The 24,082-nt window shown below is 70.8% G+C and carries 20 protein-coding genes and 1 tRNA gene; 8 read left to right on the top strand and 13 right to left on the bottom strand.

Features of this window, described 5'->3' with window-relative positions:
• Nucleotides 1–74 precede the first annotated feature (74 nt).
• The 3 genes from ACZBH1_RS11825 to sigK form a co-directional block, all read right to left on the bottom strand.
• Nucleotides 75–422: a helix-turn-helix transcriptional regulator gene (locus ACZBH1_RS11825; protein ID WP_336396772.1), complete on the bottom strand. Its 348-nt coding sequence runs from the start codon at nt 420–422 to the stop codon at nt 75–77.
• A gap of 93 nt (nt 423–515) precedes the next feature.
• Nucleotides 516–1,418 (bottom strand): anti-sigma factor, encoded by a 903-nt coding sequence (locus ACZBH1_RS11820; protein WP_336396773.1) that lies wholly within the window; start codon nt 1,416–1,418, stop codon nt 516–518.
• Nucleotides 1,418–2,020 (bottom strand): ECF RNA polymerase sigma factor SigK, encoded by a 603-nt coding sequence (gene sigK / locus ACZBH1_RS11815; protein ID WP_378882030.1) that lies wholly within the window; start codon nt 2,018–2,020, stop codon nt 1,418–1,420. Before sigK ends, ACZBH1_RS11820 begins: the two co-directional genes overlap by 1 nt.
• 208 nt (nt 2,021–2,228) lie before the next feature.
• On the opposite strand from sigK, the gene ACZBH1_RS11810 reads away from it, so the two are divergent.
• Nucleotides 2,229–2,894 (top strand): fasciclin domain-containing protein, encoded by a 666-nt coding sequence (locus ACZBH1_RS11810; RefSeq protein ID WP_336396718.1) that lies wholly within the window; start codon nt 2,229–2,231, stop codon nt 2,892–2,894.
• A gap of 190 nt (nt 2,895–3,084) precedes the next feature.
• A complete protein-coding gene (locus ACZBH1_RS11805; protein ID WP_463646473.1) occupies nt 3,085–4,596 on the top strand; it encodes a serine/threonine-protein kinase in 1,512 nt (503 codons plus the stop codon).
• A gap of 6 nt (nt 4,597–4,602) precedes the next feature.
• On the opposite strand, the gene ACZBH1_RS11800 is transcribed toward ACZBH1_RS11805, so the two are convergent.
• A complete protein-coding gene (locus tag ACZBH1_RS11800) occupies nt 4,603–5,103 on the bottom strand; it encodes a hypothetical protein (protein ID WP_463646472.1) in 501 nt (166 codons plus the stop codon).
• Between the two features lie 494 nt (nt 5,104–5,597).
• Between ACZBH1_RS11800 and ACZBH1_RS11795 the strand changes: the two genes are divergently transcribed.
• From ACZBH1_RS11795 to ACZBH1_RS11775, 5 genes are read left to right on the top strand one after another with little or no spacing between them, the layout of a single operon-like run.
• Nucleotides 5,598–9,296: a nitrate reductase subunit alpha gene (locus ACZBH1_RS11795; RefSeq protein ID WP_463646471.1), complete on the top strand. Its 3,699-nt coding sequence runs from the start codon at nt 5,598–5,600 to the stop codon at nt 9,294–9,296.
• A complete protein-coding gene (gene narH, locus ACZBH1_RS11790) occupies nt 9,296–10,987 on the top strand; it encodes a nitrate reductase subunit beta (RefSeq protein ID WP_336396722.1) in 1,692 nt (563 codons plus the stop codon). The genes ACZBH1_RS11795 and narH overlap by 1 nt, the downstream gene beginning before the upstream one ends.
• Nucleotides 10,984–11,607, top strand: coding sequence for a nitrate reductase molybdenum cofactor assembly chaperone (gene narJ / locus ACZBH1_RS11785; RefSeq protein WP_463646470.1), 624 nt, complete (start codon nt 10,984–10,986; stop codon nt 11,605–11,607). The genes narH and narJ overlap by 4 nt, the downstream gene beginning before the upstream one ends.
• A complete protein-coding gene (gene narI / locus ACZBH1_RS11780; protein ID WP_463646469.1) occupies nt 11,607–12,392 on the top strand; it encodes a respiratory nitrate reductase subunit gamma in 786 nt (261 codons plus the stop codon). Before narJ ends, narI begins: the two co-directional genes overlap by 1 nt.
• Nucleotides 12,389–13,615: a nitrate/nitrite transporter gene (locus ACZBH1_RS11775; protein WP_463646468.1), complete on the top strand. Its 1,227-nt coding sequence runs from the start codon at nt 12,389–12,391 to the stop codon at nt 13,613–13,615. Before narI ends, ACZBH1_RS11775 begins: the two co-directional genes overlap by 4 nt.
• A 113-nt stretch (nt 13,616–13,728) precedes the next feature.
• On the opposite strand, the gene ACZBH1_RS11770 is transcribed toward ACZBH1_RS11775, so the two are convergent.
• On the bottom strand, nt 13,729–14,316 hold the full coding sequence (locus ACZBH1_RS11770; RefSeq protein ID WP_452325120.1) for an isochorismatase family protein: 588 nt from the start codon (nt 14,314–14,316) through the stop codon (nt 13,729–13,731).
• Nucleotides 14,313–16,523, bottom strand: a complete 2,211-nt coding sequence (locus ACZBH1_RS11765; protein WP_463646467.1) for an MMPL family transporter — start codon at nt 16,521–16,523, stop codon at nt 14,313–14,315. Before ACZBH1_RS11765 ends, ACZBH1_RS11770 begins: the two co-directional genes overlap by 4 nt.
• Here ACZBH1_RS11765 and ACZBH1_RS11760 point away from each other — a divergent pair.
• A complete protein-coding gene (locus ACZBH1_RS11760) occupies nt 16,518–16,835 on the top strand; it encodes an EamA family transporter (protein ID WP_463646466.1) in 318 nt (105 codons plus the stop codon). The genes ACZBH1_RS11765 and ACZBH1_RS11760 overlap by 6 nt on opposite strands.
• A 26-nt stretch (nt 16,836–16,861) precedes the next feature.
• Here ACZBH1_RS11760 and ACZBH1_RS11755 read toward each other — a convergent pair whose 3' ends face one another.
• From ACZBH1_RS11755 to ACZBH1_RS11725, 7 genes are all read right to left on the bottom strand, one after another.
• Nucleotides 16,862–17,257: a hypothetical protein gene (locus ACZBH1_RS11755; RefSeq protein WP_336396729.1), complete on the bottom strand. Its 396-nt coding sequence runs from the start codon at nt 17,255–17,257 to the stop codon at nt 16,862–16,864.
• A 58-nt stretch (nt 17,258–17,315) separates the two neighbouring features.
• A tRNA-Thr gene (locus ACZBH1_RS11750) sits at nt 17,316–17,388 on the bottom strand.
• A gap of 74 nt (nt 17,389–17,462) precedes the next feature.
• Entirely contained in the window at nt 17,463–19,031 is a 1,569-nt protein-coding gene (locus ACZBH1_RS11745; protein ID WP_463646465.1) for an alpha/beta hydrolase, read from the bottom strand.
• Nucleotides 19,028–20,224, bottom strand: coding sequence for a DNA polymerase III subunit delta' (locus ACZBH1_RS11740; protein ID WP_463646464.1), 1,197 nt, complete (start codon nt 20,222–20,224; stop codon nt 19,028–19,030). Before ACZBH1_RS11740 ends, ACZBH1_RS11745 begins: the two co-directional genes overlap by 4 nt.
• An 80-nt stretch (nt 20,225–20,304) precedes the next feature.
• Entirely contained in the window at nt 20,305–20,979 is a 675-nt protein-coding gene (tmk, locus tag ACZBH1_RS11735; protein ID WP_463646463.1) for a dTMP kinase, read from the bottom strand.
• Nucleotides 20,976–23,690, bottom strand: a complete 2,715-nt coding sequence (topA, locus tag ACZBH1_RS11730; RefSeq protein WP_463646462.1) for a type I DNA topoisomerase — start codon at nt 23,688–23,690, stop codon at nt 20,976–20,978. Before topA ends, tmk begins: the two co-directional genes overlap by 4 nt.
• A gap of 67 nt (nt 23,691–23,757) precedes the next feature.
• On the bottom strand, nt 23,758–24,075 hold the full coding sequence (locus ACZBH1_RS11725) for a helicase (protein ID WP_463646461.1): 318 nt from the start codon (nt 24,073–24,075) through the stop codon (nt 23,758–23,760).
• Nucleotides 24,076–24,082 lie beyond the last annotated feature (7 nt).

Genomic DNA, 24,082 nt, shown 5'->3' with positions numbered 1-24,082 from the left:
GCCACGCTAGGGGGCGACGGGAAAGCGCGCTTCTCCGATCCTGCTCGGTCTGGCCCGCGGCGCGGGCCCTCGCGCTACGCGTATCGCGTCGGCCGCGTGAGGATCTTCGCCACGCACAGCGGCATGGCCTCCGCGGCGTCGTGCGGCCGGGCGCGGTACGAGCTGGGGGTCTCCCCGACGATCTCCGTGAACGTCGAGCTGAACGAGCCCAGCGACGTCGCACCCACGGCGGTGCAGGCATCCGTCACCGACATCCCCTCGCGCAGCAGCGCCATCGCGCGCTCGATGCGGCGGGTCATCAGGTACGCGTACGGCGTCTCGCCGTACGCGGCCTTGAACTCGCGCGAGAAGTGCGCGGGCGACATGAGCGCCTGCGCCGCCATCGTGGGCACGTCGAGGGGCTGGGCGTAGTCGCGGTCCATCAGGTCGCGGGCGCGGCGCAGGTGCGCGAGCGTCTGGATCGTCTGCCGGGCGGATGCCACGCCCTCACGCTACCCGCATCCCCCGTCGGCGGCTCACGCCGTGGGGATCTGCACGATCGGCTGGGACGACGGCTCGCCGGTCGGCGAGCCGCCCTGCGGCTCGACGGTGATCGCGATCACATCACCCGACTCGACGGCGCCGTCCAGCAGCGCGGTCGTGGTCAGGCCCTCGGGGTCGAAGGTGCCGGCCGACTCGGCCGCCCCGTCGCGGACGAACCACATCTCGTAGGTCTCGTCGTCGGCGATCTGCGGCAGCCCCTGCGAGACCAGCACCGCCTTGCCGACCGACTCGGACCAGTGGGCCGTCGCGGAGCCGCCCTCGACGACGTCGACGGTGGCCGACTGGGCGTCGGGCGCCCCTTCGATCTCCTGCAGCGCGACCACCGCGGGCGGCCGGTTGAGATAGTCGTTGACCATCGCGGCGCCGAGCCCGAGCGCCACGAGCAGCACCATCGAGGCGGCGAGCGCGACGATGCCCCGCGTCCAGTTGCGGCGGGAGACCGCCTGGATCGTCGCAGTGGTGGGCGGAGGCTCCGTCGCCCGGCCGGAGGCGGGGGCATCCGCGGGCTGCGCAGGCGCGCGGGCGCCGGCGGGTGCGTCGTCGTCGGGGCCGGGCGCCTCGGCCGACGCAGGTTCTTCCGCGCCGGCCCGGGGCCACGCGCCCACCGGCGCGGCGGCCGCGGCGACCGACGCGTCGATCGACGGAAGCTGCGGGGTCGTCGCGATGCGCGCGAGCAGCGTGGAACGCAGCGTGAGCGGAGGAAGGGCGTCCGGTACGTCGTCGGCGAGCGAGGCGACGGTGGCGGCATCCGCCCGGACCCAGTGCTCCCACTCCGGGTGCTCGCGACGCGCCACGTCGAATGCCGCGCGATCGGCCGGCGACAGCGCGTTCAGCGCAGCTCCTGCTGCCAGCTCGGCGAACTCCTGCTCGTCCATCACGCGGTCACCCCCATCTCGACCCTCAGGCGGGACAGTCCGTCCCGCATCCTCGTCTTCACCGTCCCCAGCGGCGCGCCCACCAGGGCCGCGATCTCGCTCTGACTGTAACCCCCGTAATACGCGAGGGTCAGCGCCTCCCGCTGCGCCTCGGGGAGGGCGGAGAGCGCGCTGGCGACCCTCTCCCCCTCGATGCGCAGCTCGACCTGCTCGGAGACCCCGTCATGGGCCACATCCAGGTCCCGGAAGCCCGCACGCACATCACGGTCCGTGCTCGCCTGCGATGAACGCACGCGATCGACGGCCCGGCGATGCGCGATCGTGAGCACCCACGACCTCCCTTGCCCTCTGTTCGGAGCGAACCGGGAGGCGGATTGCCAGACCTCGAGGAAGACCTCCTGCAGGACCTCCTCGCTCTGGGAGCGATCCACGAGGACGCGGAGGATGAGGCCGAAGACCCGCGGCGACAGCAGGTCGTACACGCGCGCGAACGCCGTCTGGTCGCCGGCTGCCACCTGCTGGAGAAGGGCGCCGATGCGGTCGACGGGCTCGGTGCCGTCCTCCGGCACGTCGATTCCGTCGATCACCACGTCCACCAGCATGCCAAACTCCTCCCCCTTTGTCGGTGCGCGCGACGGCCCGATCGTGAATGAGTACACTTCCGCCCCCGCTGACACGGCGGTGGCGGCATCCGATTCCGTCCAATCCGATCCGGGAAGCCTTCCGAACAGTCCGTGCAGCCGCTTCTGCGGCCCGCCCCCACCGGGGTCCACCAGATCGCGGCCCGACGGCCGCACGCAGGAGGAAGACATGTCTCGCATCACCAGGAAGCGCCTCTCAGCAGGGCTCACCCTCGCGGTCGCCGCGACGTTCGCACTGTCGGCGTGCTCGATGGGCGCTGCGACGGAGGCCGAGCCCTCCGCCGAGCCCTCGGCGCCCGCTATGGAGGAGACCGAGGAGCCGATGACGGCCGACCCCGCCGGGAATCTGGTCGGGCCCGGCTGCGCCGACTACGCCGAGGCTGTTCCCGACGGCGCCGGCTCGATCGAGGGCATGTCGGCCGACCCCGTCGCGGTCGCGGCATCCAACAACCCGCTGCTGACGACGCTCGTCTCGGCGGTCAGCGGTCAGCTCAACCCCGAGGTCGACCTCGTCGACACGCTCAACGGCGACGAGTTCACGGTGTTCGCGCCCGTCGACGACGCGTTCGCCGCGATCGACCCCGCCACGATCGAGTCGCTCAAGACGGACACCGCGACGCTGACGTCGATCCTCACCTACCACGTGGTGCCCGGACAGATCGAGCCGGCCGACATCGCCGGGACCCACACGACCGTGCAGGGCGCGGACCTCGAGGTGACCGGCGACGGCGAGATGTGGATGGTCAACGACGCCAACGTCATCTGCGGCGGCGTCCAGACCGCCAACGCCGTGGTCTACCTCATCGACTCGGTCCTGATGCCGCCGGCTCAGTGACCGACCGCCGGCCTCGGCCGGCATGCAGGGGGGTGCGAGGCCGCCGACGTTCTGTCGGCGGCCTCGTGGCGCGCTGCTTGCATGCCCGCGCCCATCCGTCAAGTCCTTATCGGCTTCTCCGCGGTGCGCCTACCGTGAGAGCAGTCCGAAGTCGCGCCGGAGGGGTCCGGACGCCGGACGGGAGGGGCATGTGACAGACCTGCGCGAGTCGGGCGAAGTCTCGACAGGCGAACTGCTGGACAATCGCTACGTCCTGCAGGAGCGGATCGGCGAGGGCGGAATGGCGCGCGTGTACCGCGCCGACGACACGCACCTCCAGCGTTCCGTCGCGGTCAAGGTCTTCCGCGAGCCCACCGACGGCATCGACTCCGTCCAGCGGGCGCTGTCGGAGACGACGCTCCTCGCCTCCCTCAGCCATCACTCGCTCGTCACGGTCTTCGATGCGCGCATCGGCACGGACGACGCCAGCTATCTGGTCATGGAGCACGTCGACGGCATCACACTGCGCGACCTGATCGCCCGTGGACCCGTCGACCCGAGGATCGTCGCGTCGGTCGCGATCGACGTCGCGGAGGGCCTGCACGTCGCGCACGAGCACGGGGTCGTCCACCGCGACATCAAGCCCTCGAACGTCCTGCTCTGGGAGTCGCCGAGGCCCGGGTGGGAGTGGCGAGCCAAGCTGGCCGATTTCGGCATCGCGTACCTCACGGACTCCGCCCGCGTGACGACGCCCGGCGTCATCGTCGGCACCATGGCCTACGTCGCCCCCGAGCAGGCGCAGGGCGCGGTCCCCGCCGCGCCGGCCGACATCTACGCGTTCGGCCTCCTGCTGATCGAGGCGCTGACCGGCGAGCGGCCGTTCGGCGATGCGGAGGGCATCGGCACCGTCGTCGCCCGGCTGTCTGCGGCTCCCAGCATCCCGGAGACCCTGCACCCGGCATGGCAGGGGCTGCTGCGCGGCATGACCGCCATCCGCCCGGACGATCGGCCCACGGCGCTCGAGGTCGTATCGGCCGCATCCCGACTGGCCGCGATGGAGAACACCATCGCCCGCGAGAAGGCGGACCCGTCCACCGCGCCGGTCGCGACGCCTGTCGCCGCGACTCCTGTTGCCGCCTCCGTCGGGACGTCCGCCGCAGCGCCCGTCGCCGCGAATCCCACCACCGGCCCCACGCAGGCCTTCGTCCAACCCACGCCCGCGGCGGCAGCGGCCACGCCCGCCGAACGAGGAGCTCTCCGCCGCGATGCCCGCATCGCCGCCGTCGCCGCAGCGGCGGCGGCGTCACCGCAGACGGATGCCGCGGCATCCGTCCTGCCAACCGTCCCGTACGAGGATCGCCGGCCCTCTCGCCGTGCCGTGGTGATCGGAGCGATCGTCGCGGCCCTGCTCGTGCTCGGGCTCGTCCTCGGGGTGCTCTGGCTGTCCTCCGCATGGTCGGCCCTGCCGGAGCCTGCGCCGACGGCACCCGCCGAGGAGCAGCCCGCGCCGGCGCCGACGGAGGATACGCCCGCCGAGGAAGCACCGGCCGAAGAGGAGCCGGCCGCTCCCGTTGAGCAGGCGCCGGTGGAGCAGGCGCCCGCCGAGGACGTGCAGCCGGTCGAGACCGGCGGAGGCGGGACGGACAACAGCGGACCCGGCAACAACAACGGCAACGGCAACGGCCCGGGCAGCAACAGCGGCAACGGCAAGGGCAACCGCTGACGGCGGTTACCCGTTTTTCGCTCGACGCATCGCCTCAGAACGCCAGTTGGCCCCGCCGCGCTCCAGGGTCACGATCGCGTGACAGTTGCGGCACCGCACATCGCACTTGGCGATCTCCTCCTCGATCTTGGCGATGCTGAAGCCCTCGCGCACCATCGCCATCACATCCTTCCGCTTCGCCGTGCCGGGTCGGTGATCGAAGTCGAGGACCCGGAGATCGGTGTTGCCGCAATCGACGCAGGCATGCTCCGCGAGGTAGTCGGCGAGGAAGACCTTGGATTCCATGCGACGCCTCGCCGTGCGCGCGACGATGACCTGTACGTGCCGCTCACGGTTGCGCGCATAGTATGCGCGGGAGGATTCGCGATTGCAGTCTCGGCAAACCTCCTGGAGGCCGTCGGGACGAGCGGACTTACGGTTGAAATCGGCCAGCGGCTTGACCTGATGGCAGGTTCCGCAGCGCTTGAGCACCTCGCCACCCTCCTCGCCTGCCTCCGTCCGGAGCACACCGCCGATGGTAGAGCGGGCCACCGACGTGCCCGGTACCAAGAGGCATTGCTAGGGTGGGAACGCCCCTATAGCTCAGTTGGTTAGAGCAACGGACTTCAACAACAAATGGAGCGCCGGCGCAGAAATGCGTCGGATGACCGCCGCTATATGCTGGAACACCCTGATAGCCCGAGGTACTCGCCACGTGTCTGAACGACACCTGGCAGTGAAAATCCGAGGGATTGGGCAATCAGCAGGTAACCGCAAGGGAACCTCAGAGACTACACGCGGCGCACCTGACCGGCCCGGCCGAAGGTGAAGATATAGTCCAGACTGCAAGCCGGAGACGGTGGCTGGGGAAACTCAGTGCAGCAGGTTAATCCGTGGGTCCAGGGTTCGAGCCCCTGTGGGGGCACCACGCCGTCTCGGCTCCTTGCGCCACGCGCCTCATGCCACGCGCCTGGCCCGCCCTCTCTGGCGCGTTCGGCAGGCCATTCGCTATGGTCCGTGGCATGACGCCCCAGATCGGTGTGGACGGGCCGGCTTCCGATGCGCTGCTGGCGGCAGGGCGCTTCTTCACCAGATGGGACCAGACCGCCGATCATCGCGCGGCGTTCCTGGAGGGCGGGCGCGAGGGCGACGCGTTCTACCGCGACCGATGGAGTCACGACAAGGTCGTCCGCTCGACGCACGGCGTGAACTGCACGGGCTCGTGTTCGTGGAAGGTGTACGTCAAGGACGGCATCATCACGTGGGAGGCCCAGGAGACCGACTACCCGAGCGTCGGGCCCGACCGTCCCGAGTACGAGCCCCGCGGCTGCCCCCGCGGGGCTGCGTTCTCGTGGTACACCTACTCGCCGACCCGCGTCCGCTACCCATACGTCCGCGGCGTGCTGCTCGAGGAGTACCGGGCCGCCAAGGCGCGCGGCAACGACCCCGTCGAAGCGTTCGGCGAGATCACGAAGGACCCCGAGAGGCGCCGCCGCTATCAGCGGGCCCGCGGCAAGGGCGGGCTCGTGCGCGCGTCGTGGCACGAGGCGGTCGAGCTCGTCGCGGCCGGCTACGTCCACACCATCAAGGAGTACGGACCCGACCGCGTCGCCGGCTTCTCACCCATCCCGGCGATGTCGATGGTCTCGCACTGCATCGGCACGCGCTTCACCCAGCTAGTCGGCGGGGTGATGACGTCGTTCTACGACTGGTATGCCGACCTGCCGGTGGCAAGCCCCCAGGTGTTCGGCGACCAGACCGACGTGCCCGAGTCGGGCGACTGGTGGGACGCCACGTACCTCATGATGTGGGGCTCGAACGTGCCCGTCACCCGCACGCCCGACGCGCACTGGATGGCGGAGGTGCGCTACCGCGGCACGAAGGTCGTGACGGTGAGCCCCGACTACGCCGACAACACGAAGTTCGCCGACGAGTGGCTGCCCTGCCAGGCGGGCACCGACGCGGCGCTGGCGATGGCGATGGGGCACGTCGTGCTGAAGGAGAACTACGTCGACCGCCGTGTGCCGTTCTTCGCCGACTTCGCCCGGCAGTACACCGACCTCCCCCACCTCGTCCGTCTCGTCGAGCGAGACGGCGCCTTCGTACCGGGGAGGTTCCTCACCTCGAAGGACCTCGGCGGCGACACCCCCGAGGACGCGTGGAAGACGGTGGTGCTGGATGCCGCGACCGGCGGACCGCGCGTCCCCAACGGATCGATGGGCTTCCGGTACGCCGCGTCGGGCGAGGGCCGCTGGAACCTCGATCTCGAGGGCGTCGAGCCGGCGCTGTCGATCGCCGACCTCGGCACGCCGGGCGAGCCGGTCGAGGTGCTGCTCCCCCGCTTCGACTCGGCGGACGGGTCGGGCGGGGTGCTGCGCCGCGGGGTTCCCGCGACCCGCGTCGACGGCATCCTCGTCACGACCGTGCTCGACCTCATGCTCGCCCAGTACGGCGTTGCGCGCGACGGGCTGCCCGGCGAATGGCCGTCGGGGTTCGACGACGCCGAGACGCCGTACACGCCCGCCTGGCAGGAGGAGATCACCGGCGTGCCGGCGCAGGCGTGCACGCGCATCGCGCGGGAGTTCGCAGCCAACGCCGTCGAGTCCGGCGGCCGCTCGATGATCATCATGGGCGCCGGGATCTGCCAGTGGTTCCACGGGGATGCCACGTACCGGGCGATCCTCGCGCTGCTGATCCTGACGGGGTCGATGGGCCGCAACGGCGGCGGCTGGGCGCACTACGTCGGGCAGGAGAAGTGCCGCCCGATCACGGGCTGGCTCTCGCTCGCGAACGCTCTGGACTGGTCCAGGCCGCCCCGCACGATGATCGGCACGGCCTACTGGTACATGCACACCGACCAGTGGCGCTTCGACGGGTACTCCGCCGACGCCCTCGCCTCACCCCTGGCCGAGGGCAACCTCGCCGGCATGCACACCGCCGACACGATCGCCCAGTCCGCGCGCCTGGGCTGGATGCCGTTCTACCCGCAGTTCGACGTGAACCCGCTCGACCTCGCCGATCGGGCCGATGCGGCGGTGGCGAACGGGGAGGCGGCGGATGCGGCATCCTTCGTCGCCTCGCAGCTCCAGTCCGGCGACCTGCAGCCGGCGATCTCCGACGTCGACGCCCCGCAGAACTGGCCGCGTCTGCTCACGCTGTGGCGGTCCAACCTCATGGGCTCCAGCGCGAAGGGCAACGAGTACTTCCTGAAGTACCTGCTCGGCACGCACAGCAACGTCATGGCCACCGACGAGGCGAGTGTGCGGCCGAACGACGTCGCCTGGCGCGACGAGATCCCCGAGGGCAAGCTCGACCTGCTGGTGTCGGCCGACTTCCGCATGACCTCGACGACCCTGCTGTCGGACGTCGTCTTCCCCGCGGCCACCTGGTACGAGAAGCACGACCTGTCGTCGACCGACATGCACCCGTTCGTGCACGCGTTCACCCCGGCGATCGACCCGCCCTGGGAGGCGAAGAGCGACTTCGACCTGTTCCACGCGATCGCCGAGGAGTTCTCGGCGCAGGCGCGCACCCACCTCGGCACCCGCCGCGACCTGGTGTCGGTGCCGATGCAGCACGACACGCCCGGTGAGACGTCGCAGCCGGGCGGGGAGGTGCGCGACTGGGCGCGCGGGGACGGCGCCGGCGTCCCGGGCAGGACCATGCCGCAGTTCACGGTGGTCGAACGGGACTACACCGCGATCGCCGACAAGCTCGCCGCCGTCGGGCCGCTGGCCGACACGCTCGGGTTCACGATCAAGAACGTGACCTACGACGTCGCGCACGAGGCCGTGCGACTGGCGCAGAAGAACGGGGTGATGCTCGGCGGCGCGGCCGACGGCCGCCCCGCGATGGACACCGACGTCAAGATGGCCGAGGCGATCCTCGCCTTCTCGGGCACGACCAACGGCGAGCTGGCCGCCCAGGGGTTCCGCACGCTGGAGAAGCGCGTCGGCAAACCCCTCGCCGACCTCGCCGAGGGCTCCGAGGAGAAGCGGATCACGTTCGCGATGACGCAGGCGGCGCCCGTGCCGGTGATCACGTCACCGGAGTGGTCGGGCTCCGAGACCGGCGGGCGGCGGTATGCGCCGTTCACGGTGAACATCGAGCGCCTGAAGCCGTTCCACACCCTCACCGGCCGCATGCACTTCTACCTCGACCACGCGTGGATGCGCGATCTCGGCGAGGCGCTGCCGATCTACCGCCCGCCCCTGGACATGCACCGGCTGTTCGGCGAGCCCAGGCTCGGTCCGGACGGTGCGCAGCAGGTGGTGGTGCGCTACCTCACTCCGCACTCCAAGTGGTCGATCCACTCGGAGTACCAGGACAACCTCTTCATGCTGTCGCTGTCGCGCGGCGGCCCGACGGTGTGGATGAGCCCCGCGGATGCTGCGGCCATCGGCGCCGCCGACAACGACTGGGTCGAGTGCGTCAACTCGAACGGCGTGCTCGTGGCGCGGGCGGTCGTGTCGCACCGCATGCCCACGGGCGTGGTCTACGTGCACCACGCGCAGGAGCGCACGATCGACGTGCCCAAGTCCGAGGCGACCGGCCGGCGCGGCGGCATCCACAATTCCGTCACGAGGCTGCTGGTCAAGCCCACGCACCTCATCGGCGGGTACGCGCAGCTGTCGTACGCGTTCAACTATCTGGGACCCACGGGGAACCAGCGCGACATGGTGGCGACGGTGCGCCGCCGCTCGCAGGAGGTGGTGTTCTGATGCGCGTGATGGCCCAGATGGGCATGGTGATGAACCTGGACAAGTGCATCGGATGCCACACCTGCTCGGTCACGTGCAAGCAGGCGTGGACGAACCGGGCAGGCACCGAGTACGTGTGGTTCAACAACGTCGAGACGCGCCCCGGCCAGGGCTATCCCCGCCGCTACGAGGACCAGGAGCAGTGGCGCGGCGGCTGGACGCTCAACAAGCGCGGCCGGCTGTCGCTGCGCACCGGCAGCCGCCTGAAGCGCCTGCTCACGATCTTCTCCTCGCCCGTGCAGCCGAAGCTCGAGGACTACTACGAGCCCTGGACCTACGACTACGAGACGCTCATCGACGCGCCCCTGGGCGACGACTTCCCGGTCGCCCGGCCGAAGTCCCTCATCACCGGCGAGGACACGAAGATCACGTGGTCGGCGAACTGGGACGACGACCTCGGCGGCGCCTCGGAGATGGGACACCTCGATCCCATCGTCCAGCGCGTGCGGCGCGAGTCGGAAGACAAGATCAAGCTGCAGTTCGAGAAGACGTTCATGTTCTACCTGCCCCGGATCTGCGAGCACTGTCTCAATCCGTCGTGCATGGCTTCGTGCCCGTCGGGCGCGATCTACAAGCGCGCCGAGGACGGCATCGTGCTCGTCGATCAGGACCGCTGCCGCGGCTGGCGCCAGTGCATCACCGGCTGCCCGTACAAGAAGATCTACTTCAACCACAAGACCGGCAAGGCCGAGAAGTGCACGCTGTGCTACCCGCGCCTCGAGGTCGGCATCCCGACGGTCTGCTCCGAGACGTGCGTCGGACGACTGCGCTACCTCGGCCTGTTCCTCTACGACGCCGACCGCGTCACCGAGGCTGCCTCCACGCCCGATCCGAAGGATCTCTACGAGGCGCAGCTCGACCTCATGCTGGACCCGAACGACCCCGAGGTGATCGCGGCGGCCCGCGCGCAGGGCGACATCCCCGAGGACTGGATGGATGCCGCCCGCCGCTCCCCCGTCTACGCCCTGGCGAAGACCTACAAGGTGGCGCTGCCGCTGCACCCCGAGTACCGCACGATGCCGATGGTCTGGTACATCCCGCCGCTGTCGCCGATCGTCGACCTGCTGCGCGACCAGGGCCACGACTCGGAGGCCGCCGGCACGCTGTTCGGAGCCATCGAGGCGCTGCGCATCCCGGTCGAGTACCTCGCCGAGCTCTTCACCGCCGGCGACACCGACGTCATCACCGGCGTCCTGTGGCGCCTGGCGGCCATGCGCTCGTACCTGCGCGACATCACGCTCGACCGCGAGCGCGACGAGTCCATCCCCGCGGCGGTCGGCATGACCGGCGAGTCGATCTACGCGATGTACCGGCTCCTCGCGATCGCGAAGTACGAGGACCGCTACGTGATCCCGACCGCCCACTACGAGCGGGCGCACGAGCTCGAGGAGCTCGGGTGCTCGCTCGACTTCGACGGCGGGCCGTACGGCAACGAGCCGGGCATGTTCGGCGAGGCCAGCGGCCGGCCGGTGCCGGTGGCGGTCGAGACCTTCCATGCCCTCAAGGAGCGACAGACCTCCGACGCCGCGGCGAGCGACGAGTCGCTGCGAGGCCGTGTCAATCTCCTGAACTGGGACGGCAACGGCGCGCCGCCCGGCCTGTTCCCCCCTCGGGACCAGGGGACGGATGCCGCTGCCGGAGGCGCTCCGTGAACGTCCGGGTGGTCTACCAGGCGGCGTCGCTGTGCCTGAGCTACCCCGACGACGGCGTGCTGGGGTCGTCGGCGCTGATCGGCCGGGCCTTGAGCGAAGCGGCGCCGCAGGCCGCGGCATCCTTCGCCCCTGTGCTCGAATGGTGGGCGAACACCCCGGCCGCCGACGTGCAGGCCGCGTACGTCGACACGTTCGACATGTCGCGTCGCCACGCGCTGTATCTCAGCTACTGGACCGACGGCGACACCCGCCGGCGCGGTGCCGTGCTGGCCGATCTGAAGCGCCGCTACCGCGAAGCGGGGCTGGCGATCGACGGCACGGGCGAGCTGCCCGACTTCCTGCCGCTCGTGCTCGAGTTCGCCCGGCATGCGCCCGGCGAGGGGGCCGCCCTGCTGCAGGAGTATCGCCCGAGCCTGGAGCTCATCCGGCTGGCGCTCGGCGAGCGCGGATCGCCGCACGCCGGCGTGGTGGCCGCGGTGTGCGACACCCTCCCCGGCCGCTCCCCCGCGGACCGCCAGCAGGCGATGGCGATGGCCGCCGCCGGACCGCCGCGCGAGTCGGTCGGGCTCGACGCGCATGACCCGCGGCTCCTGCCGCTCGAGCCGGTCGGGAGGCGCTGATGGAGCTCTTCCTGTGGGGCATCCTGCCGTACCTCATGGTCGCGGTGCTCATCGGCGGCACGGTCTGGCGCTACCGCTACGACCAGTTCGGCTGGACGACGCGCTCCTCGCAGCTGTACGAGTCGCGGCTGCTGCGCATCGGCTCGCCGCTGTTCCACTTCGGGATCCTCGTCGTGATCATCGGGCACGTCGTGGGGCTCGTCGTCCCGAAGGCGTGGACCGACGCGCTCGGGGTCTCGGAGGACATGTACCACCTCGCCGCGCTCGGCCTGGGGACGGTGGCCGGCTTCGCCACGCTCGTCGGGGTCGGCATCCTGATCTACCGCCGCCGCACCACCGGACCGGTGTTCATGGCGACGACGAAGAACGACAAGACCATGTACGTCGTGCTGGTCGCGGCGATCGTCGCGGGGCTGACCACGACGGTGCTGAGCGTCATCGGCCCGCCGCACGAGACGACGTACCGCGAGACGGTGGCCCCGTGGTTCCGGTCGCTGTTCGTGTTCCAGCCGGACATCGCGGCGATGAGCCATGCGACGCTCGACTTCCAGATCCACACCGTCATCGGCATGGTGCTCTTCATGATCTGGCCGTTCACGCGGCTCGTGCACGCATTCACGGCGCCGGTGCACTACCTGTTCCGCCCGTACATCGTCTACCGCTCGCGGGACGGGCGACCGACGACGGCGCGCGGCATCCGCCGCGGCTGGGCGCCCGTGGGCACCACCGACCGCACTCCCGACCGCAAGGCCTCGACCACGGGCAAGACCGGAGGACGACGATGACCACGGATGCTGCCGCCACCGCCGCGACGGGCACTCGGGAGCTTCCGGGCCGCACGAAGAACCTCCTCCTCGCCCTGCTGGCGTTCACCATCACGTTCTGGGCGTGGAACATGGTCGCGCCGCTCGCGGTGCAGTACACCGCCGAGATGGGACTGACGTCGACGGAGGCCTCGCTCCTCATCGCGACACCGGTGCTGGTCGGTTCGCTCGGCCGCATCCTCACCGGCGCGTTCACCGATCGGTTCGGCGGCCGACTCATGTTCACGATCCTGACCGCGGCGTCGGCCGTGCCCGTCGTGCTCGTGGCACTGGCGGGCGTGTGGGGGTCCTACGCGCTCATGATCGCCTTCGGCTTTCTGCTCGGTATCGCCGGCACGACCTTCGCGATCGGCATCCCCTTCGTCAACGCCTGGTACGAGCCCGCCAAACGCGGCTTCGCCACGGGCCTCTTCGGCGCCGGTATGGGCGGCACCGCGCTGTCGTCGTTCTTCACCCCGCGCATGGTCGCGTGGTTCGGCTACGTCGCGACGCACATCATCATCGCTGTCGCCCTGCTGGTGGTCGCGGTCATCGTGTGGCTGTTCATGCGTGACTCGCCGCTGTGGAAGCCGAACACCGCGCCGGTCATGCCGAAGCTCAAGGCCGCGTCGAAGCTCGCCGTCACGTGGCATATGGCGTTCCTCTACGCGGTGACGTTCGGCGGCTTCGTGGCCTTCTCGACCTACCTGCCGACCTACCTCAAAGAGGTCTACGGGTACGACCTCGCCGACGCCGGCGCGCGCACCGCGGGCTTCGCGATCGCGGCGGTGATCGCCCGGCCCGTCGGCGGCTGGCTGTCGGACCGCATCGGACCGGCGACCGTGCTCAGCATCTCGCTCGGCGGCGCCGCGGTGATGGCCGTCGTGATCGCCCTCCAGCCGCCTCCCGAGCTGGCGGCGGGAGCATCGTTCGTGCTGATGGCCCTTTTCCTCGGCCTCGGCACCGGCGCGGTGTTCACGTGGGTCGCGCAGCGCGCCCCCTCCGAACGGGTCGGCACGGTCACCGGCATCGTCGGCGCCGCCGGCGGACTCGGCGGCTACTTCCCGCCGCTCGTCATGGGCGCGACGTACAACGCGGAGGCCCACAGCTACACGATCGGGCTCAGCCTGCTGTGCCTCACCGCCCTCGTGGCGCTGGGCTTCGTGATCTTCCTGGCACGGCGGGATCGCCGGGCCGCAGCCTAGCCGGGGCACAGCATCGGAGGTCGCGGGCGCCACGCCGGGTCGGCGGCCGGGCGCTCGGCGTGTCGGCGGAAACCTCCGACGCTGTGCACGCCGCCCGCCCGACGCCGGGTCACCTACCGCCCGGTGAGGCCGGATTCCGCCAGCTCGGCTCCCGCGTGCGCCAACTCGGCCAGGGCCGCGTCGCTGGATTCGGCGGCGACGCCGGCGACGAGGTCGGTGAGGATGCGCACGTGCCGTCCGTGCTCGATGGCGTCGAGAGCCGACGCGCGCACGCAGTAGTCGGTCGCGATGCCGGCGATGTCGACGTCCACCACGCCGTTCTCCTCGAGCAGGTGCGCGACCGTCTCGCCGTCGTCGGTCGTGCCTTCGAACAGCGAGTACGCCGGCACGCCCTGCCCCTTCTTGACGTGGTGCGTCACCGCCGACGTGTCGAACCCCGGGTCGTACTCCGCCCCCTCGGTGCCGCCCACGCAGTGCACCGGCCACGTGTCGACGAAGTCGGGCTCCGGGTGGAAGTGCCCGCCGTTGTCGCCCTCGGCGTGGTGCCAATCACGCGAAGCGACGATCACGGCGTAGTCCTCGGCGTGGGTGACGAGGAACTCGGTGATGCGCTGCGCGACGGCGTCACCGCCGTGAACTCCGAGCGCACCCCCCTCGGTGAAGTCGTTCTGGACGTCGACGATGAACAGCGCCTTGCTCATGGTTCGAGCGTACGCCGGTCCTCCGGACCGCGCCGCCAGAGCTTCGAGGGCCACCAGATCGCCCTGCCGATGTCGTACGAGAGCGCCGGCACCAGCAGCGAGCGCACGATGAAGGTGTCCAGCAGCACGCCGAAGGCGACGATGAAGGCGATCTGCGCGAGGAACAGGATCGGGATGACGCCGAGCGCCGCGAACGTCGCCGTGAGCACCAGTCCCGCCGACGTGATGACGCCGCCTGTCGCCACGAGGCCACGCAGGATGCCCGGCCGCGTGCCGTGGACCAGCGACTCCTCGCGTACGCGCGACATCAGGAAGATGTTGTAGTCCACGCCGAGCGCCACCAGGAACACGAAGCCGAAGAGCGGCACCGCCGGGTCGGCTCCGGGGAATCCGAAGACGTTGTTGAAGACGAGGGCGCTCACCCCCAGCGCCGTCGCGAACGACAGGATGACGGTGGCGATGAGCAGCACGGGGGCCAGCACCGAGCGCAGCAGCAGCATCAGGATCAGGAGGATCACGACGAGCACGACCGGGATGATGACGCTGCGATCGCGGGTGGACGTGTCGTTGGTGTCGATGTCGGTGGCGGTCTCGCCTCCGACGATCGCCGTCCCGGCGCCGAGCGTCTCGTCGAGGTCGGCGCGGAGTCCGCGAACCTGGTCCTCGGCGGCGACGGAGTCCGCGGCATCCGTCAGCGTCCCGATCACGAGCACGTCGCCGTCCGCGACGGTCGCCTCCGGCGCCGGCGTTCCGGGCGGACCGACCGCGGTGAGCACCGCCTCGCCGTCCTCGACGGTCACCGCGGCCTGACCGGTGGGCGATTCCTCCGAGGCGACGGCGACCGAGTCTATGCCGTCGGCATCCTCCAGCACCTCCGCGGTGTCGGCCAGTTCGCCCTCGGGAACGATGACGTACACCGGCGATCCCGACCCCGCCGGGAAGTGCTCGGCGAGCACCTCCTGCCCGTCGCGGGCCTCCGAGGCTCCCAGCACGAGCTCGCTCGTGGAGACGCCGTCGGCCTTGAGCTGCGCGATGCCGAAGGCGCCGGCCAGCAGCACGATCGTGCAGGCGATCCACACCGTCCGCGCGTTGCGGGCGACGAAGCGCGCCTGCCGCGGCCACAGACCCTTCACCGGCTGGGTGAGGTCCTCGGGAATGGTCGCGAGCGGTTCCTTGGGGATGAACGGCCAGAACGCCGCGCGTCCGCACAGCGCCAGCAGTGCGGGCAGGAACGTCAGCGCCGACAGCACCGAGAAGGCGATGCCGATCGATGCGATCGGGCCCAGCGCCCGGTTGGTGGCGAGGTCCGACAGCAGGAGGCACAGCAGACCCGCGATCACGGTGCCGCCCGAGGCGAGGATGGGCTCGAACGATCCACGCCACGCCGCCAGCGTGGCATCCCACTTCCCCATCCCGGCGGCGATCGCCTCGCGGAACCGGGCGACGTACAGCAATGCGTAGTCGGTCGCCGCGCCGATCACGAGGATGAAGAGGATGCCCTGCACCTGCCCGTTGAGCACGACGATGCCCGCGTAGGCGAGCCACCACACCGTCAGCAGGGCCGCACAGAGCGCGAAGACGGAGGTCGACAGCACGAGGACGGGCAGCAGCGGCGAGCGGTACACCACCACCAGGATCAGGAAGACGGCGATGAGCGCGACGGCCAGCAGCAGCCCGTCGATGCCGAGGAAGCCCTCCGCGAGGTCGGCGGTGAAGCCCGCGGGACCGGTGACCCAGCCCTCGAGGCCCTCGGGCAGGTTCTCGGAGAGCAGCGTGCGCATCTCGTCGACGGTCTCCCCGACCTCGGCCGAGGAGTCGATGGGCACGAAGATCTGCACGGCCTCGCCGTCGTCCGAGGGGACGGGCGGTGAGACGTCACCGGCGACGGCGTCGAGGGCGGCGATGTCGTCGACGACGGACTGCACCTGCGCGATCTCGTCCTCGGTCAGCTCGCCTTCTCCGGTGACGACGATCACCGCAGGGATGCTCTCCTCGCCCAGGAAGTCGGCGAGCCGCTCGTTGACCTTGGTGGCGTCGGCGCTCTCGGGCAGGAACGTCGAACGGTCATTGGAGGACACCTCGTCGACCTTGCCGAAGTAGGGCCCGCCGATCGAACCGGCCGCCAGCCAGATGAGGGTGAGGAGCACCGGGATGCCGATGCGCAGCCAGCGGGATGGACCGCGGCGAGCTTCCTTCTGCACGTGCATATCGCTAGCCTAGCTAGCGAAATAAGTTTGCTGCGACCCGTACGAGTCCACGCTTCTAAGCTGATTCACGATGCTGCCCGCCGCCGTCGCCCTCCTCGGCGCGCTGACCTACGGCGCGATGCGGCGGCCAATGCGCTCATCCTGCTCGCGCTGAGAACGGGCGACCTCGCCGTCGTGTCGGCGCTCACCGCCCTGTATCCGGCCGGCACCATCATCCTGGCCTCCGTCGTGCTGCGCGAGCGCGTCGCCGCGGTTCAGTGGGTGGGGCTGGGACTCGCATTGACCGCCGGCGGTCTGCTCGCGATCGCGTGACGCCCGCAGGTCGGGCGCACCCGGGCTCAGCCGCGGACGAACAGCATGATCAGCGACGTGGCCAGCGCGACCACGCCGAGGCCGAGCAGGCCCATCGCCAGCCGCGCCACCGCCCGCACGGCAGGCGAACCCTGGGTCAGCCGCATCCGGTCGAGGGACCCCCGTCGCACGAACACGTCCGCCGTGTCGGCGTCGCCGATCTCGTGCTCCTGCTCGTGGGTGAGGTGGGCCTCGCCCACTCCGCCTTCGTCGTCGAACCAGCGGGCGACGCGTCCGTGCGGCGACTCCTCGACGACGGCGCGCGCCGGGACCCACGTGCCGTCGAAGAGGTACATGATGAGCGCCACGCCCGCGAGCAGGGCGCCCAGGCCGAAGCCGATCCACGAGAAGATCTCGGCGAGGGCGTCGATCGCCTGGGGCACCGCACCACCGTCCTTCGGATACGGAAAACGGCCGCCGCGGCGGCCGCTTCCGGTTCTGAGCCACCTAAGGGAATCGAACCCTTGACCTATTCATTACGAGTGAATCGCTCTGCCGACTGAGCTAAGGTGGCGCGCCCCGCTTGCGCGATGCACAAGCAACGATCTTACAGCCTCCGGCGGGTGCTCGCGAACCACGGCCCTCGTCTCACTCGCACCGCAGACCGTCCTCGGGAGGCGTGCCCTCGAGGAGATAGGTCTCGACCGCGGCGTCGACGCAGCTGTTGCCCTTGTTGTAGCCGGTGTGCCCCTCGCCCACGCGCGTCACGAGCACACCCGACGAGAGCTGATCGGCAAGCGATACCGACCACTCGTACGGTGTCGCCGGATCGTTGGTGGTGCCGACCACGACGATGGGCGCGGCGCCCTCGGCGGCGATGGGCTCGCGGACGCCGGTGGCCGGGTACGGCCAGACCTCGCACGGATCGGGGCCCTCCCAGTACGGCGCGATCGTCGGCGCCTCGGCGGCGAGCAGGGCCTCCGCCGCGGCCTCGGCCTCCGGTGTCGCGTCCACCGGGTAGTCCATGCAGTTGTACGCCCGGAAGGCCTCGGTCTGATTGTTGAGGTATGCGCCGTCCTCGCGGTCGTAGTAGATGTCGGCGAGCTGGAAGGCCGCGGCGGGATCGCCGGCAAGCGTCTCAGCCAGCGCGAACGTCAGGAAGCTCCAGCTGTCGGGCGAGTACAGCGCTGCGACGATCGCGGTCATGAGCGTGTCGGCGCCCAGCAGGCGGCCGTCGGCGCCCGGCAGCGGATCGCGGTCGACCGCGGCCAGGAGCGTGCCGAGGTCGGCCATCGCCTCGTCCACCGTCCCTCGGAAGGGACACTCGTCGTCCAGGAGGCAGTCGGCCATGTACGCCCGCAGCGCCGACTCGAAGCCGAGACCCTGGGTGAGGCCCACGTCGATCCCGGGGATCGACGGATCGATGGCGCCGTCGAGCACGAGGCGCCCCACCTTGTCGGGGAACAGCTTGGCGTAGGTCGCTCCCAGGAAGGTGCCATAGGAGTAGCCGAGGTAATTCAGCTCGGTGTCGCCGAGCACCGCGCGGATCAGATCCATGTCGCGGGCGGCGTTCTCGGTGGTGATGTACGGCAGGATGCCGTCGCTGTTCGCCTCGCACGCCTCGGCGAAGTCCGTGTGGGCGGCAAGAAGCTCATCCGTCCAGGCCTCGGAGCCGCGCTCGCCTTCCGGGATGTCGAACAGGTAGGCGTCCATGTCGGTGTCGTCGTAGCAGGTCACCGCCGTCGACTCCCCGACCCCGCGGGGGTCGAACCCGATCGTGTGGAACTCCTGGCGCACGGGGTCGCTCACCGCGAAGGCCACCGAGTCCCGCACCAGCGAGACGCCGCTCGCCCCGGGTCCGCCCGGGTTCGTCAGCAGCGAGCCGATCGGCTCACCCGCGCCCTCGGCGCGGCTGCGGATGAGGGCCAGCTCGATCTCGCCCTTCGTGGGGTCCGCCCAGTCCAGCGGCGCCGTCACCGTGGTGCAGTCGAAGTCGTCGCACGCGGTCCAGTCGAGCGTCTGCGAGTAGAAGGGAAGCAGCTCGGGCGCCACCCCGGCGACATCGGGCGACTCGCTGGTCGCCGGCCGCGGCGTCGCATCGGGGATGGTCGCGTAGAGGCAGCCGCTCAGCGCGAGGGCGGCCGCGACGAGGCCGGCGAGGACCGTGGCGCCCTTCGACAGGCTCCGGGACCGAGGGCGGGGGCGGGTGCGGGTCACGGGGTCCTTCCGCTGGCGACGGTGATGAGCATGCTCTCGAGGGCGAGCACGGGGGCGGCGTTGAGTTCGAGGTTCTCCCGCGTCGCCGCGATCCGGTCGACGACGGCGAGCGTGCGCTCCGGCGTCCATGCGGCCGCCAGCGCGCGGAGCTCGGATTCGAGCTCGCGGTTGATGAGGTCGCCCTCGCGGCCGAACTGCAGCATGAGGGTGTCGCGGAACATCGATTCGAGGTCGGTGAGGACGCGGTCGATCCCGTCGCGCAGACTGCGTGTCGCGCGGCGCTTCTGCTCGTCCTCGAGGGCCGACAGCTGCGACCGCACCGCAGGCGGCACGGCCGCGCCCTCGGCGATGCCGAGCGTGCGCAGGAGCGTCGCGCGCTCGGCCTCGTCGCGCTCGGCGGTGAGCGCTTTGGCGTCGTCGGCCGCCGCGGCGACAATGGCGCCCGCCACCTCGACGGCGTCGCCCACACCCCGTACGCCCAGCACACCGCGCAGGGTCGCGTCGCGGCGGGCGCGGGCCGCGGCATCCGTCGCCAGACGCTGCGCCATGCCGATGTGCCGCTGCGCATGCCGGGCGGACTGCTCGGCGATCGCGGGATCGGCGCCACTGCGCCGGACGATGAGCTCTGCGACGTCGTCGACGTCGGGTTCGCGCAGGCGCAGCGTGCGCACGCGCGAGCGGATCGTGGGCAGGAGGTCGGCGTCGCTCGGCGCGCACAGCACCCACACCGTGCGCTCGGGCGGCTCTTCGAGGGCCTTCAGCAGCACGTTGGAGGTGCGCTCCGCCATGCGATCGGCGTCTTCCATGACGATGACGCGATAGCGGCCGAGCGAGGGGGCGAAGTACGACCGCTCCACGAGCGCGCGCGCGTCCTTGATCGAGATGATGACGCCCTCGGTGCGCAGTGCGGTGAGGTCGGGGTGCGTGCCCGCGAGGACCTGCTGCATCGCGCGCTCGTCGCCGGGCTCGGCGATGAGGGCGGCGGCGAACGCGTGCGCGAGGATCGAGCGGCCCGAGCCGGGCGGGCCGGTGATGAGCCACGCGTGGGTCATCGATGCGGGGTCGGATGCCGCCTCCCGCAGCGTCGCCACCGCGGCGTCCTGCCCCCACACCTCGCGCCACGGCACGCCCAGGTCCGCGGCGTCGCGCGCATCGGGAGCGCCCGGGGCGGCGGGCTGGGTCGCGGCATCCATCCCGCCCAGCCTAACCGCCGCCTCCGACGCGAAGCCCCGGTCGCCGCGTCCGACGCGGACCTCCGGCACCGAGCCGATGGTCAGTGGAGCAGCGTCTCGACGCGGGCGCGCACGGCGGCGGCCAGGTCGGCCGCGGGCAGCGCGGCGTCGAGCACCAGGAAGCGCGTCGGCTCGGCTGCCGCGAGGGCCAGGAACTCCTCGCGCACGCGGGCGTGGAAGTGCTCCTCCTCGGCCTCCAGGCGGTCGAAGGGCTTGTCGTCGGCGTCCAGGCGCGACCGCGCGGCGGACGGGTCGAGGTCGAGGAGGACCGTCACGTCGGGGAGGAGCCCTTCGGTGGCCCACAGCGACAGCCGGCGGACCTCATCGCGCCCGAGCACACGGCCGGCGCCCTGATACGCCACGGACGAGTCGAGGTAGCGGTCCTGGATGACGACCTCGCCGCGCGCCAGCGCCGGACGGACCAGCGTCTGGACGTGATGGGCGCGGTCCGCCGCGTACAGCAGGGCCTCCGCGCGGGCGGACACCTCGCCGCGATGGTGCAGCACGATGTCGCGGATGAGCACGCCCACCTCGGTGCCCCCCGGCTCGCGGGTGCGCACGACGGTGCGGCCCGCCTGGGTCAGCCACTCCTCCAGGAGCGCCGCCTGCGTGGTCTTGCCGACGCCGTCCCCGCCTTCGAAGGTGACGAACAGCCCCTTCTCCGGTCGGCGACCGGCGACGGGCGCAGGCGGCGTGTCCGCGTGCTCCGCCGTCACTTCTTGGCCGCGGTCTTGCGCGTGGTCGTGCGTCGCGCGGGACGCTTCGCGGGGCCCTTCGCCCGCTTGTCGGCGAGAAGCTGCACCGCGCGCTCGAACGTGACCTCCATCGCGTCCTCGCCGCGCGGGATCGTCGCGTTCGTCTCACCGTCGGTGACGTACGGCCCGAAGCGGCCGTCCTTCAGCTTGATCGGCTTGCCGCTGGTCGGGTCGTTCTCGAACTCCTTGAGGGCCGAGCTCGCACCGCGGGCGCCGTACTTCGGCTGCGCGTAGACGGCGAGCGCCTCCTCGAGCGTGATGTCGAAGATCTGCTGCTCGCTCTGCAGCGTCCGCGAGTCCGTGCCCTTCTTCAGGTAGGGGCCGTAGCGCCCGTTCTGCGCGGTGATCTCGGCGCCGCTCTCGGGGTCGACTCCCACGACGCGGGGCAGGTCGAGCAGCTGGAGGGCCGCGTCGAGGTCGATGGTGTCGACCGACATCGACTTGAACAGCGATGCCGTGCGGGGCTTCGGCGCCGCCTCCTTCTTCGCGCCGCGCTTCTTGGGCGCGGGCTCCGGCTCGACGGCGACCACCTCTCCGGTCTCCTCGTCGACCTCTTCGTTCGTGGGCGGATCGGTCTCCTGGACGTAGGGGCCGAAGCGCCCGTCCTTCACCACCACGAGCTTGCCGTTGGCCGGGTTCTCCCCCAGCACGCGGTCGCCGGCGACGGGGGCGTCGATGAGCTCCTGCGCCTTGGCGGGGGTCAGCTCGTCGGGTGCGAGGTCTTCGGGGATGTTGACACGGCGGGGCTCGGCATCCGGATTCTCCTTGTCGGGCACCTCCAGGTACGGGCCGTACTTGCCGAACCGCAGCGTGGCGACCTCGCCGATGGGCGTGGAGTTGAGCGCGCGGGCGTCGATCTCGCCGAGGTTGTCGACGATGTTGCGCAGACCCACGTGGTCGGTGGAGCCGAAGTAGAACTCCTTGAGCCAGTCCTCGCGCTTCTGCTCTCCGCGGGCGATCGCGTCGAGGTCGTCCTCGAGGGCCGCGGTGAAGTCGTAGTCGACGAGGTCGGCGAAGTGCTGCTCCAGCAGCCGGACGACGCTGAACGCCAGCCAGCTCGGGATGAGCGCCTGCCCGCGCTTGGTGACGTACCCGCGATTGAGGATCACGTCGATGATGCTCGCGAACGTCGAGGGCCGCCCGATGCCCTTCTCCTCGAGCGCCTTGACGAGGCTCGCCTCGGTGTAGCGCGGCTTGGGGCTGGTCGCGTGGCCCTTGGGCTCCACGTCGCGCAGCCGCAGCACGTCGCCCACAGACATCGCCGGAAGCGACTGGTCGTCGGACTTGTCGGCGTCGCCGCGCTTCTCGTCGCGGCCCTCCTCGTACGCCTCGAGGAAGCCCTTGAAGGTGTACACGGTTCCAGATGCCGTGAACTCCGCGCGCCGGGCGCCCGCGGCGACGTCGAGGGTCACCGTCGTCGTCTCGTACTTCGCGTCCGACATCTGGCTGGCCATCGTGCGCTTCCAGATGAGGTCGTACAGCCGCAGCTCGTCGCGGTCGAGCTGACCGGACACCTCGGAGGGCGTGCGGAACGTCTCGCCCGACGGACGGATCGCCTCGTGCGCCTCCTGGGCGTTCTTGCTGTTGTTGCGGTACGTGCGGGGGTTGAGCGGCACGGACGCGGCACCGTACATCGCGACCGCCTGCTCACGCGCGGCCTGGATGGCCTGCGTCGACAGCGCGGTGGAGTCGGTGCGCATATAGGTGATGTACCCCTTCTCGTAGAGCCGCTGCGCGACGCCCATGGCGTGCTTGGCGCTCATCGAGAGCTTGCGGCCGGCCTCCTGCTGGAGCGTGGACGTCGTGAAGGGGGGCTTGGGGCTGCGGGTTCCCGGCTTGGACTCGAGGGCGGTGACGGATGCCTCGCCCGCCGCTTCGATCGCGGCGGCGAGCTCGCGCACCTGCGTCTCGTCGAGGACGACGACGGCCTTCTTCAGCTGGCCCTTGTCGTCGAAGTCGGTGCCGCGGGCGAGCACCGCTCCGTCCACGCGCGTCAGGCGGGTCGAGAAGGCCTCATCGATGCCCTGGGGGCGGTTGGGCGCGGCGAGCGCCTCGATGTCCCAGTACGACGCCGACACGAACGCCATGCGCTCGCGTTCGCGGTCGACGACCAGGCGCGTGGCCGCGGACTGGACGCGTCCGGCCGAGGTGCCCTGCTGCACCTTGAACCAGAGCACCGGGCTGACGTCCCAGCCGTAGAGACGGTCGAGGATGCGGCGGGTCTCCTGCGCGTCGACGAGCGCGAGGTCGAGTTCCCGGGTGTTGCCGACGGCGGCCTGGATCGCGTCCTTGGTGATCTCGTGGAACACCATCCGCTTGACCGGCACCTTGGGCTTGAGGGTCTGCAGGAGGTGCCACGCGATGGCCTCGCCTTCGCGATCCTCATCGGTGGCGAGCAGGAGCTCGTCCGCCCCCTTCAGCGCTCGCTTGAGCTCGGCGACGGTCTTCTTGCCGCGCTCGCTCTCGACGTAATAGGGGTCGAAGCCGTTGTCGATGTCGATCGAGTACTTCCCGTACGCCTGCTTCTTCTCAGCGGGGATGTCTCTCTTGTCCGCGAGATCGCGGATGTGGCCGACCGAGCTGAGCACCTCGTAGCCATCGCCGAGGTAGCCCTGGATCGACCTCATCTTCGTCGGTGACTCGACGATGACGAGCTTCTTGCCTTCTGCCAACGGGGGCGTCCTTTCTTCGACGCAAACCATACACGCCGCTTCTCGGTGCGAGCGCTGTGAGTCCGGATCACGGCGGCGGCCCGGCCCGGGCGATCGCGTGCGCGGTGAGGGGGCCGATGCGCAGCGAGACCGCCACCGTCGCGACGAGTTCGTCCAGGTCGCAGGTCTCGACGACCGCGCCGAACGTGGCGACGACCTCTGCCGCCCGATCGCACGGCGCACCCGGCACGGCGCCGGAGGCCGAGTCCGCCGCGGCGAGCGCGCCCGCGTCCGCCGCGGCGGCGATCCGCTGGCCGGCCACCGCTGCCGCGCCGACCGCCGCCAGGCCGCCGGTGAGCACGACCGCGCCGGCGACCACGGCGGCCGCCGCGAGCGCGCCGGGCATCAGCCGC

The organism is Microbacterium sp. ZXT2-5, from assembly GCF_055329545.1.
Note: the sequence above shows the minus strand (reverse complement) of the source record. Positions and strands in the feature narration are given on the sequence as shown.